This window comes from Nitrosospira sp. Is2 (assembly GCF_033095785.1).
Lineage (GTDB): Bacteria > Pseudomonadota > Gammaproteobacteria > Burkholderiales > Nitrosomonadaceae > Nitrosospira.
The window spans coordinates 2,134,476-2,150,235 of record NZ_CP137134.1; the positions used below are offsets into that span (position 1 = coordinate 2,134,476).

The window sequence follows — 15,760 nt, forward strand, 5'->3', positions numbered from 1 at the left end:
ATGAGCTTTCGAGAGAAAAAAGTACTTGTGCTTGGAATGGGCGAGACCGGGCTTTCGATGGCGAAGTGGTTATCGCGCAGGGGGGCGGAGGTGCGTGCCGCTGACAGCCGTGCCGTACCGCCCTGTATGGAGGCGTTAAAACGGATTCTGCCGCAGGTTCGCATATTCACCGGCGGGTATCCCGCCGAAGCATTTGCCGGCATAGACCTCATTGCTATCAGCCCGGGAGTGCCCATGGCGGAGCACGTCGTGCAGCAGGCGGTACAGGCCAGTATACCTATCATGGGTGATATGGAGCTTTTTGCTTCGGCAATCCGGCTACCGGGCACTTCGCAGCAAAGAATACTTGCCATTACCGGTTCCAATGGTAAGACGACCGTGACCGCAATGGTCGGTGCAATGGTGAAAGAAGCGGGTTTGGATGTCGAGGTGGCTGGGAACATCGGTCCAGCGGTACTGGATGCCCTGATGCGGCGCGAAGATTCAGGGACGCTTCCTCAAGCGTGGGTGCTGGAGGTTTCCAGTTTTCAGCTCGAATCGACGCGAAGCCTTGAACCGGACGCCGCGGCGGTACTGAACGTGAGCGAAGATCATTTCGATCGTTATTTCGGAATGCAGGATTATGCCGCCGCAAAAGCGCGAATATTCACGAGCACCCCTGTTGCGGGCAAAGAGGGGGGCGGGATTCAGATTCTGAATCGCGACGATCCCGTGGTGCGGGCAATGGCGGTCGCCGAACGTAAGCAGATGACTTTCGGTCTGGATCAGCCATCGAACGATAACGATCTTGGCCTGTTGCACGAGAGCGGGAGTATCTGGCTGGCACAGGGAGGCGTGCGCCTGATGCAAAGCAGTGAGCTTCGGGTCACCGGGTTGCACAACGTGGCCAATGCACTCGCTGCGTTGGCGCTATGCCGGGCGGTAGACCTTCCATCGCCGCCCCTGCTGCGTGCTTTACGCCAATTTCAGGGCTTGCCGCACAGAATGGAAAAGGTGGCGACCTTGGGTGGCGTCACGTTTTATGACGATTCGAAAGGCACCAATGTAGGTGCGACGGTCGCGGCGCTGGACGGCATGAGGCAGAGCGTGGTTTTGATTGCTGGCGGAGATGGCAAGGGCCAGGATTTCACACCATTGGCCGGACCGATCGCGCGGCATGCACGGGCGGTAGTCTTGATCGGGCGCGACGCGGACAAGATCGGCGCCGCCATCGATCATTGCCGCGTGCCGCTGTATTACATGAAAACAATGGAAGAGGCGGTGCAAAAAAGCTTCGAGCTGGCGCGCGCGGGGGACGCGGTAATGATGTCGCCTGCCTGTGCAAGCCTGGACATGTTCCGAAATTATGCTCATCGCGCCGAGGTATTCATCGCCGCGGTGCGGAGCCTGCAGGCCGGAAAAACGGCCGCGGCTCAAACGACTGTTAACTGATGATCTTTCAATACGATATTCGCAGCAAAAAAAACCTGCCTGATTTTGATCAGTCACTGATCTGGTCCGCAATATTATTGCTGAGCCTGGGGCTGGTGATGGTGTATTCCGCTTCTATTTCCATTGCCGAAGCCGGGCGCGGCACGAATGGCAATCCTGCCCATTTTCTTGCCCGCCATAGCGCTTATCTGGCAGTGGGGCTGCTGACAGGTCTGGTGGCTTTTCAGGTTCCGATGCGCCTGTGGCAGAAATATTCATTTCCACTCTTCCTGCTGGGCGTCGCGTTGCTGGCGCTAGTGTTGATTCCGGCGGTAGGACATGAAGTAAACGGCAGTCGTCGCTGGATATCGCTGTGGATAGTGAATTTCCAGCCATCCGAGTTCATGAAACTGTTCATCGTCTTTTACGTGGCCAACTATACCGTGCGCAAAGCGCATCATCTCGACAGCTTTCGCAAGGGATTTCTCCCCATGTTAATCATGGTGCTGGTAGTAGGCGGATTGCTGTTGCTCGAACCGGACTTCGGCGCTTTCGTCGTTATAACGGCCATTATGATGGCCATATTGTTCCTGGGGGGAATGGACCTGAAGCTGTTCGCCGGGCTGATCGGTTTCCTGATTGCCGCTCTGTTGATCCTGATCTGGATTGAGCCTTATCGCATGCAACGGTTTTTCGGATTTATGGATCCGTGGGACGATCCCTTCGGGAAGGGATATCAGTTGAGTCATGCCTTGATTGCATTCGGACGGGGTGAATGGCTGGGTGTCGGCTTGGGTGGCAGCGTGGAGAAGCTGTTTTACTTGCCGGAAGCGCACACCGATTTTTTGCTTGCGGTAATCGCGGAGGAACTTGGGTTCGCCGGCGTCGCAACGGTGGTGGCGCTGTTTGCCTCGCTGGTGATACGCGCATTTGTCATAGGCAGGCACGCAGCCGCGCGAGAACGGCATTTTTCCGCATTGGCGGCGCAAGGAATTGGTGTTTGGCTGGGTGTGCAGGCGTTCATCAACATGGGCGTGAATATGGGTGTGCTGCCAACGAAAGGGCTGACGCTGCCGTTCATGAGTTTTGGTGGCAGCAGCATCGTCGCCAGTTGTATAACGCTCGCGGTGCTCATGCGTGCGGACTGGGAGAACAGGCAATTGGCGAAGGGGTTCCCGGTATGAAAATGCGGTACGAGAGCCGGCAGAAATGCGCCTCAACTATCCAGATTAATACAACGTCGACGTGACTAATACGATTCTCATTATGGCAGGCGGAACCGGGGGACATGTGTTTCCAGGGCTTGCGGTAGCGGATTACATGAAGTCAGCGGGTTGGCGTGTCGTTTGGCTCGGAACCGAGGGAGGAATGGAAACAACGCTCGCGCCGCGGCAAGGGTATGACCTGGAAACAATCCGTTTTTCGGGTTTGCGTGGGAAAAGTATCCGAAACTGGTTCCTGTTGCCGCTGCGTCTATTATTGGCGCTGTGGCAAAGCGCCAGGGTAATACTCAGAGTGCGTCCGGACGTTGTGTTGGGCATGGGCGGCTATCCCGCCTTTCCGGGAGGAATGATGGCGTCATTGCTGGCCAAGCCATTGCTGATACACGAACAGAACTCGATTCCCGGGCTTGCCAACAGGATCCTGGCGAATGTTGCGGACAAAGTATTGCTGGGTTTTCCGGGCGTGATCAAGAGCGGCGCAAAGGTCATATTTTCGGGTAATCCAGTCCGGCGCGAAATCAGCCAATTGCGCTCGCCCGCCGAAAGATACGCGGCGCGCAGCGGTAGACTGAAGCTGTTGGTGATTGGTGGCAGCCTCGGCGCCCAGGCGCTCAATACTATTTTGCCGCAGGCTTTGAATCGCATTCCCCAAGCGTCGCGGCCGTCTGTGACGCATCAGGCTGGGAACAGGCACCTGGAAGCACTGAAAAAGAATTATGCCGAAGCGGGAGTGGAAGGCGAACTTGTTACGTTCATAGACAACATGGCGGCGCGGTATGCCGAATGCGATCTTGTGATCTGTCGTGCGGGCGCGCTTACCGTTGCCGAGCTAAGCGCCGCCGGCGTGGCGAGCATTCTGGTGCCTTTTCCTTACGCCGTGGATGATCACCAGACGTGCAATGCGAAATTTCTCAGCGACAGGAACGCGGCGGTACTGATGCCACAAAACGAATTGACGCCACAAGTCCTTGCGGAGTTACTGATGGGATTGAGCCGGGTATCGCTCATGAAAATGGCAATCAACGCGCGTGAACTGGCTAAACCGGATGCGACCAGGGTGGTGGCAGACGAATGCATGAAAATGATAACGAGATGATGACTGTGCTGGAAACCAATAATACCGCCGTTTTCCCTTTTTCACTCATCGCCGCGCGCTGCATGGTTTATCGCTATGAAGCATAAGGTAAAGCGTGTTCACTTTGTCGGTATTGGCGGTTCCGGAATGAGCGGAATCGCAGAGGTATTGCTCAACCTGGGATATCAGGTCAGTGGCTCCGATCTGTGGGACGGAACCACCACGCAGCGCTTGAGAAAACTTGGGGCCACTGTTCACATTGGCCACGCAAGCAGTCATGTGCAATTCGCAGACGCGGTCGTAACTTCGACTGCAATCAAGCCTGAGAACCCCGAGGTTATCGCGGCACGAGAGCGTAACGTGCCAGTAGTCCCCCGCGCGATCATGCTGGCCGAGTTGTTGAGGCTTCGCCAGGGGATTGCCATTGCAGGAACCCACGGCAAGACCACAACCACCAGCCTGATTGCAAGTGTTCTCGCGGAAGCAGGGATGGATCCGACATTCGTGATCGGTGGGCGGTTGGAAGCGGCAGGCTCCCATGCCAAGTTGGGTCGGGGTGAATTTATCGTGGTCGAGGCCGACGAGTCCGATGCTTCTTTTCTTTATCTGCAACCTGTATTAGCCGTCGTGACTAATATCGACGCCGATCACATGGAGACCTATGGCCACGACTTTAGCAAGCTCAAGCAGGCTTTCGTCGACTTTGTACAACATCTGCCATTTTACGGTATGGCGGTGTTGTGCGTGGACGACGCGCAAGTGCGCGAAATCATGCCCGCCATTACCAAGCCCATTACCACGTACGGTTTATCGGATAACGCGCAGGTCCGTGCCGCTGATATTCATCACAGCGAGGGACAGATGCATTTTGCTGCGTTGATAGGCGTGAACGGCAAAACCCGCAAGCTCAACGTGATGCTGAACTTACCGGGGCTGCATAACGTGCAGAATGCGCTCGCGGCCATCGCGGTATGCAACGAATTGGGTGTGCCTGACCCCGCCATCGTTCGGGCGTTGGCAGGTTTCAGGGGTGTTGATCGCCGCTTTCAGCGTTACGGCGAAATCAACCTATCTGGTAACAGAACCACCGAAGAGGGAAGCTTTACCCTCATTGATGACTACGGACATCATCCGGCAGAGATTTCCGCCACCATCGCGGCGGTGCGGGGTGCTTTCCCCGGTCGCCGCCTTGTACTCGTTTTTCAGCCACATCGCTATACCCGTACCCGCGATTTATTCGAGGAATTCGTCAAAGTGCTATCAAGTGCGGATGTGCTGCTTCTGACTGAGGTTTACCCCGCCGGCGAAATACCCCTGATTGCAGCGGACAGCAAGTCGCTCGCCCGGGCGCTTAGAGTACAAGGCAAAGTGGAGCCGATTTTTGTCGAAACGGTCGACGAGTTGCCCTTCAACATTCATAACGTGGCTCAGGATAACGACGTGGTGCTGGTGATGGGGGCAGGGTCGGTTGGCGGCGTTGCGCCTAACTTACTGAGAGAGTCTGGCGCCAGAAACGAGGGGACGGTGGACGCAACGGATGAAAGACCGGCTTGACCCGCTGGCAGAAACAACTCCTGGATTGCAAATGGATATGTCGGAAATTGATTTAATCCCTGGTGTGCGGCCGCTTCGCGGCGAGATGCGCGTGAACCAGCCAATGAGAAAATATACTTCCTGGCGCGCAGGCGGGGAAGCGGAACGCTTGTATATCCCCGCCGATCTGGCCGATTTTACTGAGTTCCTGCGCGGCTTGCCGCGCGATGAGCCGATATATGTTGTCGGACTCGGCAGTAATCTGCTGGTGCGCGACGGTGGCGTGAGGGGCACCGTGGTGGTATTGCACGCGCGGCTTAATGGACTGCGGCTGGAGCGGCGGGATAAGGACGGGTCATTGATCTACGCAGGGGCTGGCGTAGCCTGCGCAAAAGTAGCGCGGTTCGCTGCCCTGCACAGTTTGACAGGCGCGGAATTTCTTGCGGGCATCCCGGGTACGGTTGGGGGCGCCCTGGCAATGAATGCCGGGTGCTACGACGCCGAGACCTGGGAAATTGTCGAGCACGTGCAGACCCTCGGCCGGGACGGACAATTACGCACGCGAAAGGTCGGCGATTATGTGATCGCCTATCGGCACGTGGCGCTGAAGCATGGAGCGGGTTTAGGGAAGCAGAACGAGCAGATAACTGGAGATTCTCCAGGTGAGGAGTGGTTTGTGGGTGGATGGTTCAGACTGGCGAGCGGAGACGAGGGGGAATCGCGGCAGAAGATCAAAAATCTTCTCGCAATGCGTATCAATAGCCAGCCCTTAAACCTGCCCAATGCCGGCTCGGTGTTTCGCAATCCTTCCGGAGACTGGGCAGCCCGGTTGATCGAGTCGTGCGGTTTAAAGGGCTTTCGTATTGGCGGAGCAATGGTCTCGACCAAGCATGCGAACTTCATTGTCAACACCGGGGCCGCCTCGGCGGCAGATATCGAAGCGTTGATAGGGGCGGTGAGCAGCAAGGTGAAAGAGCAGACCGGGGTCGAGCTTGAACCGGAAGTGCGGATTATCGGATCGGTCGTATGATGGTGCCGAGTTCACGATACCGCTCCTGTTTTGTCCAGGACGAACGATATGGAAAGTAATCGCAATTTTGGAAAAGTAGCTGTTCTGCTCGGGGGGCGCTCGGCTGAACGCGAGATCTCGCTCAAAAGCGGCCATGCTGTGCTGGGCGCCTTGCTGCGCTGTGGTGTCGATGCCCATCCATTTGACCCTTCCGAGCATCCTATGGAGGCGCTTCTGGAGCAGGGATTCAATCGGGTACATATTGCCTTGCATGGACGCTATGGCGAGGACGGCACTGTACAAGGCGCACTGGAACTCATGGGCGTCCCTTATACGGGTAGCGGCGTAATGGCGAGCGCACTGGCAATGGATAAATGGCGTACAAAACTGCTGTGGGAGGCTGCGGGGATTACCACTCCCCATCATATCCTGATTAACGAAGAGAGTGATTTTGGCAAGGTAGTAAAGGAGGTTGGCCTGCCCATGATCGTAAAGCCAGGGCGCGAGGGATCGACAATTGGCTTGAGCAAAGTGGAAGACGAAAAGGATTTACCCGTCGCATGGCGCATTGCGGCGCAACATGACGCAATGGTACTTGCCGAACAGTTTATCGAGGGCACGGAACTGACCGCCGCGATTCTGGGAGATGTCGCGCTGCCTCTCGTCAGAATCGAAGTCGAAAGTGGATTATATGATTTCGAGGCGAAATATATTTCTGACCGGACCCAGTACTTCTGCCCCAGCGGTTTATCCAGCATCCAGGAGCAGGCGATTCAGGCGCTGGCGCTGCGTGCGCATCGCGTACTGGGTTGCGAGGGATGGAGCAGGGTCGACGTGATACTGGATAAGTCAGGACGGCCCTATTTTCTTGAGACTAACACGTCCCCCGGCATGACTGACCACAGCCTTGTGCCGATGGCGGCGAAAGCGGCCGGAATTTCATTCGATGAGTTAGTGCTTCAGATACTGGAGCTTGCACATGTGGGATAACCATCAGGCACTTGATCTGATATCGAACGTGCTGATCGTCGCGGCTGCGCTGACGTCGGCTTATTACATCAGCCAGTGGGCGGTGAATTTACCCGTTTTCCCTTTCAAGCAAATAGATATAAGCGGTAGCGATGGGGCTGGTGGCAAAGGCGGCAACGGTCGTAATGGCAGCTTAAGACACGTAACCCGAGAGCAAATCGAGACGGTCGTCCGCCACGAAGTCAAGGGAAATTTTTTTACGGTTGACCTGGACGCGTTGCGAAACGCGTTCACAAAGTTACCCTGGGTCCGGACCGCTGCCGTGCGGCGCATTTGGCCGCAGAGCCTGGAAGTGACGCTTGAGGAACATGTTGCGCTGGCGCGCTGGGGCAGCAGCGCAACAGTAAACGTGCATGGGGAGCTGTTTCATGCCGTCTCGGATGAGAAACTGCCGCTGTTTGAGGGTCCCGGCGACAGTCCGCTTGAAATGTTACGGCAGCACACTGTGTTTAGCGGATTACTGCAACCACTTCAACAGAGTATCCGGGAAATCAAGCTTTCCCCCCGCCGTGCCTGGCGGCTTCGTCTTGATAACGGAACCGTCGTAGAGCTTGGTCGAGAGCAGATGGAAGCCCGGTTGGAGCGGTACGTTCTAGTGTATCCCCGGAGCAGCGGACAATTAAATCCGCAACCCGGTTATGTGGATTTGCGTTATCCAAACGGCTTTGCGGTGCGATGAACGGGTGGCTTGCCAGCGAAACCCGGTCGGTCTATTGAATGCAGCAGATTTAAGGCTCTGGATGTAGATGAGTAGAGGCAACGAAACAAAAAACCTGATTGTGGGCCTCGACATTGGCACATCAAAAATTGTGGCAATCGTCGCGGAAGTGAAACCCGAGGGAGGGTATGAGGTGATCGGCATGGGCAGTCACCCTTCCCGGGGTCTGAAGAAAGGCGTGGTCGTCAATATCGAAACGACAGTGAATGCGATCCAGAGGGCATTGGAAGAGGCGGAGCTGATGGCGGACTGCAAAATTCGTGAGGTTTATACCGGCATTGCCGGCAGCCACATCAAGAGCTTCAACTCGCATGGAATGGTGGCCATCAAGGACAAGGAAGTATCCCGGCAGGACGTCGAACGCGTAATGGAAACCGCGAAGGCAGTGAACATACTTAATGATCAGCAGGTTCTCCACGTCCTGAATCAGGAATTCATCATTGATGGGCAGGAGGATGTAAGAGAGCCCATCGGCATGAGCGGGATTCGCCTGGAAGTAAAGGTGCATATCGTGACAGGCGCCGTGTCCGCGGCGCAGAACATTATGAAATGCGTGCGCCGCTGCGGGCTCGAAGTACGCGATTTAGTGTTGCAGCCGCTGGCCTCGGCGATGGCCGTGCTATCCGAAGATGAAAAAGATCTGGGCGTCTGCCTGGTGGATATTGGTGGGGGCACCACGGATATCGCCGTGTTCACACACGGCGCGATTCGCCATACGGCCGTGATCCCCATTGCCGGGGACCAGATCACCAACGATATCGCGATGGCGCTGCGGACCCCGACAAAGGACGCTGAGGATATCAAATGCCGTTTTGGCTGCGCACTGCGGGGAATGGCAGACCCCCACGAAATGGTTGAAGTGGCGGGCGTGGGAGACCGCGGAACTCGGCAGCTTTCAAGACAAACATTGGCGGAAGTCATTGAGCCGCGCGTGGAAGAACTTTACTCAATGGTTCAGGCCGAACTGCGCCGCAGTGGTTTTGAGGAATTGCTTTCATCCGGGATCGTCATTACCGGCGGAAGCAGTTCCCTTCAGGGAATGGTGGAACTCGGTGAAGAGATATTCCATATGCCCGTACGGCTGGGTCTGCCGCACTACCACGGCAGTTTGGAAGAAGTCGTGCTCACGCCGCGTTGCTCTACCGGTATTGGCCTGGTTGTGGCTGGCATGGAGCAGTTTCAGCGGCATCAGCACACAAGATTGCAGGGCAACTCTTTTAAGCGGATTTTGGAAAGGATGAGGAGTTGGTTTCAGGTTAATTTCTAAACGCAGTCTTCTTTGCGCAGGGGGCGGGTGAGGCCTTCGTAGAGAGTGGGCTGGTGCGGGGAGCGGGCAGAAACGGAAGGTTTGGATAGGTACGGATCAGTTGGTCCAATTTAATAAAGGAGAGGCGTCATGTTCGAAATCATGGACACACAAACACAGGAAGCGGTTATAAAAGTCATCGGTATCGGCGGTTGCGGCGGTAACGCGGTGGATCACATGATCCAGAATGGCGTGCAAGGCGTGGAATTCATTTGCGCGAATACCGATGCTCAAGCGCTGAAACGCAACCAGGCGCGTACTTTGCTGCAAATGGGGTCAGCGATCACGAAAGGGTTGGGGGCGGGCGCCGATCCTGAAGTTGGACGCAACGCAGCGCTGGAAGATCGCGACCGCATTGCCGAGTTGATTGAAGGGGCGGACATGCTGTTTATAACCGCCGGAATGGGGGGCGGGACCGGTACAGGGGCCGCACCCGTGGTCGCGCAGGTGGCTAAGGAGCTCGGCATTCTGACGGTAGCGGTAGTCACCAAACCGTTCTCGTTCGAAGGACGGCGTCTGAAGGCGGCCCAGGTCGGCATGGATGCATTGTCCCAACATGTAGATTCGTTGATTGTGATCCCCAACGATAAGCTGATGAGCGTGCTTGGCGAGGATATAAGCATGCTGGACGCGTTTAAGGCCGCGAATAACGTGTTGTATGGCGCAGTGGCCGGCATCGCCGAGGTCATCAACTGCCCGGGCTTGGTCAACGTCGATTTTGCCGACGTAAAAACCGTGATGTCAGAGATGGGGATGGCAATGATGGGCTCCGCATTTGCCGCGGGCCCCGGTCGCGCACGCGCGGCTGCGGAACAGGCGGTCGCCAGTCCCCTTCTGGAGGACGTAAATCTTTCGGGTGCACGAGGAATATTGGTCAATATTACCGCGAGCTCGGCAATGAAGATGCGGGAGGTCCACGACGTGATGAGTACCATCAAGGACTTCACCGCCGAAGACGCGACCGTGATAGTCGGCACGGTCATTGATGAGAATATGCAGGAAAATCTGCGGGTGACTATGGTGGCGACAGGACTGGGAGGCGTAGTCAATCGCGCGCAGTCCAAGCCGTTTAGTGTCGTTCACACCCGCACAGGGACGGATAACGTGTTTGCAGATGGCATGAATTGGAAAGATCTCGATGCCCCAGCCTCGATCCGGACGAACAGGCGGCGTGATGCAACCATTGAGGCGATGAAACAATCCGGCGTGGATGTATTGGATATTCCAGCCTTCCTTAGGAAGCAGGCCGACTAGAATCAGTATGAGCAGCTGCTTGCAGTCGCGTAGCGGTTAGCGGAGGGTGATGAATGTCGGCCGCGGGGTCGCTTGCGTTTTCGTGTCAGGATGAGTTCTTGACGCGATAGACTTACTCCGGTCTCTTGGCTTGCCGTTTCAGTAATCTTGCAACCGCGGTTCTTAAGGGCGATGGGGGCAACGCTACGACAAGATTAGCCAGGCTTTCGACGCCTGCCCGGCCCATCTGGCGTGTTTTTACCGTTACATCAGGCTCGATAGTACTATGGTAATTTGCTTGCACCGCAATCCGAATTGCAGTAACCTCATAACCCCGCGCCCGAAATTTTAATAATAACGAGGGCAGCATTTGTCTGAGCTTTGCTGCAATTGCGCCGTTTCGGGCGTATATGGTCAAGTCTCCGTCAACGAACGCGCCTAAGGCGCTGCGCTGAGCCAGTTGAGGCGGGGCAATTTTCATGAATACCTGTTGCATCGCGATAAGCTTGTCTGTGGAGCTAAACAGCCGTTGATGCTCGGGCGTCAGCCTCAAGGACCCGAGGTAAAAGTTGATTTTGCGCGCGGCCATGGCTGAATCATAATTTAGGGAATGAGATGAATATTATTCTAATTTCCAACAATTTGGCAAAAGCCAGAACTCTGACCTTAACAACGAAGCATTTTGTATTGCTGGCAGCGGCATTCATTTCGTCTTCCGTGTTATTGGCGATGGGGTTGAATTATCTCTCCCTGCGCTATGCTGACAAACTCGATAGTCCCACATTCAGGTCGCTTGTTCTAAGCGTACATCAGGAAGAGCATCAGAAAGCCCAGTCTTATTTGCGCGATAGTTTGAATGCAATGGCTATCAGGATGGGCCAGATGCAGGCCCAACTGTTGCGTCTCGATTCCGTAGGTGCGCGCCTGGCAGAGTTGTCCGGCATGAAGCCACAGGAATTCTTGTTCAATCAAAGCCCGGGGCAGGGCGGAGCGCACCCCACTCTTCCGACTCAAGATCTGTCATTTGTAGAGATGGGCAATAAAATCCAGGAGTTGTCTGCTATTTTAGATGACCGTAGCGACAAGCTCGGCGCACTGGATTCGGTCTTGATGCAGGACAGGCTCAAGAAGAAGATGCTTCCCTCCGTAATGCCGATCGAGGCAAAGTGGTACTCCTCCGGATTTGGAGTGCGCATCGATCCTTTCACAGGACGTAGCGCGTTTCACGAGGGGGTTGATTTTATGGCCACGACGGGAACTCCGATTGTGGTTGCGGCGAGTGGCGTGGTGGTGTATTCCGACTACCATCCCGAATATGGTAATATGATCGATGTTGACCACGGTAATGAGTTCGTCAGTAGGTACGCGCATGCTTCCAGGCGCTTGGTCAAAGTCGGCCAGGTAGTGGTGCGGGGACAGAAAATTGCAGAGGTCGGCAGCACTGGCCGTTCTACCGGTCCGCATTTGCATTTTGAAGTCAGGCACAGGGGCTTACCGCAAAATCCATCCCGATTCTTGAAGATGCCCGGTTGAGCCGGATGAATACTCTGCGGGGGTGAGGCCAAAAACCTCACCCCTTATTTTTTGGACGTCGTTTAATTGAATATTCCGATTTCATGCTGAACAATTTGTTAAAGAAAGTCTTCGGAAGCCGTAACGATAGGCTGATCAAACAGTATTTCCAGTCTGTTGCAACAATCAACGCGCTGGAGGGAAAAACTGCGTCCCTTACGGATGCAGAGCTACGTGCAAAGACCGAAGAGTTCAAACAACGCATCACCGACGGCACAGGCCTCGATGCTCTTTTGCCGGAAGCGTTCGCGGTCGTGCGCGAGGCGAGCAAACGTGTTTTAAACATGCGCCACTTCGACGTGCAGTTGATCGGAGGCATGGTGCTACATAACGGCAGAATTGCCGAAATGAGAACAGGCGAAGGTAAGACATTGATGGCGACTTTGCCGGTATATCTCAATGCGCTGGCTGGCAAGGGCGTTCACCTTGTCACGGTCAACGATTACCTCGCCAAGCGGGATGCGGAATGGATGGGGCGCATATACCAATTTCTTGGTATCAGCGTTGGGGTAGTCCTTTCGCAGATGGACCATGGCGACAAGCAGGCTGCGTACTCCGCTGGCATTACCTACGGCACTAATAACGAATTTGGCTTCGATTACCTGCGGGACAATATGGTCAGCCATCCTGTCGAGCGGGTGCAACGCATGCTCAACTACGCCATCGTTGATGAGGTAGATTCAATTTTGATTGACGAGGCGCGCACGCCCTTGATCATATCAGGCCAGGCGGAAGGCAATACCGACGTCTACGTGCGCATGAACACGCTCATTCCTAAACTTGTCCGGCAGGAAACCGAGAAAGGCGTCGGCGACTTCAGTGTCGACGAAAAGGCCCAGCAGGTGCTATTGAGCGAGGCAGGGTTCGAACACGCGGAGAAATTGCTTACCCAAAGCGGCTTGCTCGCGCCGGGCACCAGCCTGTACGACCCCGCAAACATCAACCTCGTCCATCATCTTTACGCCGCATTGCGCGCGCACGCATTGTTCCTGCGCGATCAGCATTACGTAGTACAGAATGGCGAAGTGGTGATCGTTGACGAATTTACTGGCCGGCTCATGTCGGGAAGGCGCTGGTCGGAAGGGTTGCACCAGGCAGTGGAAGCCAAAGAAGGGGTCCCGATCCAGAAAGAGAATCAGACCCTGGCCTCCATCACTTTCCAGAATTATTTTCGCATGTACCAGAAGTTGGCCGGCATGACGGGAACGGCGGACACGGAGGCTTACGAATTCCAGCAGATTTATGGGCTGGAAACCGTCATTATTCCAACGCATCGTGACATGGTACGGATTGACAGGATGGATCAGGTCTTCCGAACCATGGATGAGAAGTACAGCGCCATAATCGAAGATATCAAGGACTGCTATCAGAGAGGGCAGCCGGTTCTTGTTGGGACGACCTCGATTGAGAACAATGAATTGCTGTCGAGTCTCCTGACGCGCGACAACTTGCCGCACCAGCTGCTAAATGCAAAGCAGCACGCGAGGGAAGCGGAGATCGTAACCCAGGCAGGACGTCCAAAGATGATCACGATTGCCACCAATATGGCCGGCCGGGGTACCGATATCGTGCTTGGGGGCAATCCGGAACCCGAGCTTGAGCGCCTTCGTTCTGACAGCGATTTGAGCGACGCGGATAAAGACGAGCGTATTGCAGAGGTGCAGGGGCAATGGGAGCTGCTGCACGAAGAGGTGCTGAAGCAGGGAGGGTTGCATATCATCGGCACAGAGCGGCACGAATCCCGTCGTGTGGATAATCAGCTCCGAGGCCGCGCCGGCCGTCAAGGCGATCCGGGTTCGAGCCGTTTTTACCTCTCCCTGGAAGACCCCCTTCTACGCATATTCGCATCCGATCGCGTTGCTGGCATCATGCAAAAGCTCAATATGCCACCAGGGGAGGCTATCGAACATCCATGGGTCACCCGCGCCATCGAAAACGCTCAGCGAAAGGTGGAAGCCCGCAATTTTGATATTCGCAAGCAACTGCTGGAATACGATGATGTCGCCAATGATCAGCGCAAGGTGATCTATCAGCAGCGTAACGAGATTCTTGAGTCTCAGGATATTTCCGAGACCATCACCGCGATGCGTACGGATATGCTGCGCAATCTCATCGTTCTTCACGTGCCGTCGCAGAGCGTTGAAGAAGAATGGGATATCCCGGGGTTGGAGAAAGCTTTAACCTTCGAATATCAACTGTCGTTGCCGGTGCACGAGTGGCTGGAAAAAGACTCCGACCTGCATGAGGAGAACCTTCATGAGCGGATTATCGGCGCAGCCGACCAGCACTATTCGAGCAAGGTGGACCAGGTCGGGGTGGAAATCATGCATCAGTACGAGCGGGCTGTAATGCTGCAGAGCCTGGATACGCACTGGCGTGAGCATCTGGCTGCCCTGGATCATTTGCGCCAGGGTATTCATTTGCGTGGATATGCGCAGAAAAACCCGAAACAGGAATACAAGCGCGAGGCATTTGAGCTCTTTACGGGCATGCTTGAGGAGATCAAGGCAGAGGTTACCAGGATACTCATGACCGTCCAGATACGAAGTGAGCAACAAGTGGAAGCAGCGGCTGAGATGCAGCAGCCGCCGGTCAACGTGCAATACCATCACGCAGCCTACGAAGAGGCGCTGGGCGAAGAGGAGCCCCAGGAGGACAAAGAAGCTCAAGAGCGTCCTGAAAAGCTGCAACCATTTGTTCGTCAAGGCGGAAAAATCGGCCGTAACGATCCCTGCCCCTGCGGATCAGGAAAAAAATATAAACAATGCCACGGTAGGCTGAGCTGAGAATGCCACTAAGGTCTCGTGCGACGCTCAGTCGCCAACTCGGCTGGTAAGCCGAGCACGGACACGCAGTCATCCGTCCGCTCCGTCGCAGTATCCATGCTGCGTTATCTATTCAAGAGGGCTTGACGGACGCCCCCGGTGGGTGTTATCGCGGAGCGTATGCGAGAGGTCGCAGGCGCGTTACGCTTGCGATTGGCTTGCAGCAAGCGTAACGAGCGATCACGATATTATCCGCGCTTCTGAAAATACTCGTCGTAACGGAAGATATAATCCTTGTCCTTCAGCGGCAAGTGGCAGGCGCGGCATGTGGCGGTATCATCTGGCGCCTTGGTTTTTCCATCAGCCATATACATCGCGTAGATCCAGTCCCCATTTTTAAGTTCTGGAGGAGTAACGGTTTCCCCCCATCCAGCACCTTTCCCCATCACCGCTATTTTCAGCAATTCACCTTTTACAAATTTGCCATCTGGCCCCTTCAACGGAGAACCGTCGGCCGCTTCGCGCGCCTTGTAAATTTCCATCACGGAAATGGTCCCGTTGGGGAAGGAATCGCCCATCTTGGTGCTGTGTCCAATCGGATTAATATAGATTTCCCGGACCTGCTTGTTGTCTGCACGCTGAATATCGGAAAGGAATTTCGGCCAACTCTTGTACTCTGCGGGAAGGGGTAATTCCCCATCCTTGTATTTCTGAACCTGAGGAGCGGGAGGCACTTGCGCGCAACCCACCAGTATTGCTGTCAGCGCGACAGCCGAAAGAATCCCGTTGAAACATTTCATTTGATTTTTTCTCCTTCCTTATTATCGACAGCGATACAAAATATTATCTGTTATGGCTTGCTTGCCACGCTGGAAGTGCCTGATTAA

13 protein-coding genes are annotated in these 15,760 nt (G+C 55.2%); 11 read left to right on the top strand and 2 right to left on the bottom strand.

Annotated elements, in window-relative coordinates:
* From murD to ftsZ, 9 genes are all read left to right on the top strand, one after another.
* A complete protein-coding gene (murD, locus tag R5L00_RS09370; RefSeq protein WP_317651186.1) occupies positions 1–1,431 on the top strand; it encodes a UDP-N-acetylmuramoyl-L-alanine--D-glutamate ligase in 1,431 nt (476 codons plus the stop codon).
* Positions 1,431–2,594 carry a putative lipid II flippase FtsW gene (gene ftsW, locus R5L00_RS09375; RefSeq protein ID WP_317651188.1) on the top strand — a complete coding sequence of 388 codons (1,164 nt, stop codon included), beginning with the start codon at positions 1,431–1,433 and terminating at the stop codon, positions 2,592–2,594. Before murD ends, ftsW begins: the two co-directional genes overlap by 1 nt.
* A 61-nt stretch (positions 2,595–2,655) precedes the next feature.
* Complete coding sequence (murG, locus tag R5L00_RS09380) at positions 2,656–3,729, top strand: undecaprenyldiphospho-muramoylpentapeptide beta-N-acetylglucosaminyltransferase (protein WP_317651189.1); 1,074 nt, start codon at positions 2,656–2,658, stop codon at positions 3,727–3,729.
* A 75-nt stretch (positions 3,730–3,804) separates the two neighbouring features.
* Positions 3,805–5,262 (top strand): UDP-N-acetylmuramate--L-alanine ligase, encoded by a 1,458-nt coding sequence (murC, locus tag R5L00_RS09385; protein ID WP_107694097.1) that lies wholly within the window; start codon positions 3,805–3,807, stop codon positions 5,260–5,262.
* A gap of 31 nt (positions 5,263–5,293) precedes the next feature.
* Positions 5,294–6,271: a UDP-N-acetylmuramate dehydrogenase gene (murB, locus tag R5L00_RS09390; protein ID WP_317654158.1), complete on the top strand. Its 978-nt coding sequence runs from the start codon at positions 5,294–5,296 to the stop codon at positions 6,269–6,271.
* Positions 6,272–6,319: 48 nt separating this feature from the next.
* Positions 6,320–7,240 (top strand): D-alanine--D-alanine ligase, encoded by a 921-nt coding sequence (locus tag R5L00_RS09395; protein ID WP_317651191.1) that lies wholly within the window; start codon positions 6,320–6,322, stop codon positions 7,238–7,240.
* On the top strand, positions 7,230–7,958 hold the full coding sequence (locus R5L00_RS09400; protein ID WP_107694099.1) for a cell division protein FtsQ/DivIB: 729 nt from the start codon (positions 7,230–7,232) through the stop codon (positions 7,956–7,958). Before R5L00_RS09395 ends, R5L00_RS09400 begins: the two co-directional genes overlap by 11 nt.
* A 67-nt stretch (positions 7,959–8,025) precedes the next feature.
* Positions 8,026–9,264 (top strand): cell division protein FtsA, encoded by a 1,239-nt coding sequence (gene ftsA / locus R5L00_RS09405; protein ID WP_317651197.1) that lies wholly within the window; start codon positions 8,026–8,028, stop codon positions 9,262–9,264.
* 129 nt (positions 9,265–9,393) lie between these two features.
* Positions 9,394–10,557: a cell division protein FtsZ gene (gene ftsZ / locus R5L00_RS09410; RefSeq protein WP_317651199.1), complete on the top strand. Its 1,164-nt coding sequence runs from the start codon at positions 9,394–9,396 to the stop codon at positions 10,555–10,557.
* A 112-nt stretch (positions 10,558–10,669) separates the two neighbouring features.
* On the opposite strand, the gene R5L00_RS09415 is transcribed toward ftsZ, so the two are convergent.
* A complete protein-coding gene (locus R5L00_RS09415; protein ID WP_317651201.1) occupies positions 10,670–11,125 on the bottom strand; it encodes a DUF721 domain-containing protein in 456 nt (151 codons plus the stop codon).
* Between the two features lie 26 nt (positions 11,126–11,151).
* On the opposite strand from R5L00_RS09415, the gene R5L00_RS09420 reads away from it, so the two are divergent.
* Both R5L00_RS09420 and secA read left to right on the top strand, forming a co-directional pair.
* Complete coding sequence (locus R5L00_RS09420) at positions 11,152–12,069, top strand: M23 family metallopeptidase (RefSeq protein ID WP_107694103.1); 918 nt, start codon at positions 11,152–11,154, stop codon at positions 12,067–12,069.
* 83 nt (positions 12,070–12,152) lie between these two features.
* Complete coding sequence (gene secA / locus R5L00_RS09425) at positions 12,153–14,894, top strand: preprotein translocase subunit SecA (RefSeq protein WP_317651204.1); 2,742 nt, start codon at positions 12,153–12,155, stop codon at positions 14,892–14,894.
* A 227-nt stretch (positions 14,895–15,121) separates the two neighbouring features.
* Here the strand turns inward: secA and R5L00_RS09430 are convergent, their stop codons facing one another.
* Entirely contained in the window at positions 15,122–15,673 is a 552-nt protein-coding gene (locus tag R5L00_RS09430) for a cytochrome P460 family protein (protein WP_317651212.1), read from the bottom strand.
* Positions 15,674–15,760: the final 87 nt, after the last annotated feature.